1 protein-coding gene is annotated in these 534 nt (G+C 62.9%); it reads right to left on the bottom strand.

Going from position 1 to position 534, the window contains the following annotated elements; all coding sequences use genetic code 11:
* Positions 1-534: potassium-transporting ATPase subunit KdpA (locus Q5L94_RS13325; protein ID WP_317498851.1), on the bottom strand; the 534-nt coding region annotated here is incomplete at both ends.

The following is a 534-nucleotide window of genomic DNA, read 5'->3' as shown; positions in this document are numbered from 1 at the left end:
GTTCGACAGGATCGTCGGGTTCTCCAGCGGATGGGCCGAGTTGACCGAGAAGAAGCCGCCGCCATTGGTGCCAAGCTGCTTGATCGCAATCTGGCTGGCCGCCGGGCCCAGGCCGATGACCTGTTCGGCCCCTTCCAGCGTCAGGGCGGTCGGATAGGCCGCCAACGTCTGCGGCACGCCCTGCCAGACGAGGATCAGACCGCCGATGATGGCAAGCGGCAAAAGGACGTAAAGAACCGTCCGTGTCAGATCGACCCAGAAATTGCCGATCTGGCCGGTGCCGCGCGCGACGAAACCGCGAATGACCGCGACCGCGACCGCGATGCCTGTAGCGGCAGAGACGAAGTTCTGTACCGTCAGGCCGACCATCTGGCTGAAATACGACAACTGGCTTTCGCCGCCATAGGCCTGCCAGTTGGTGTTGGTCACGAAGCTGATCGCGGTGTTGAACGCGAGATCTGGCGACATCGGTGCGATGCCTTCGGGGTTCCATGGCGTGACGCCCTGAAGCCGGAGGATCGCGTAAAGCAGAAC

Source organism: Idiomarina sp. Sol25 (genome assembly GCF_033052775.1).
In the GTDB taxonomy this organism is placed as follows: Bacteria; Pseudomonadota; Gammaproteobacteria; order Enterobacterales; family Alteromonadaceae; genus Idiomarina.
This window is presented reverse-complemented; position numbering and strand designations above follow the sequence as displayed.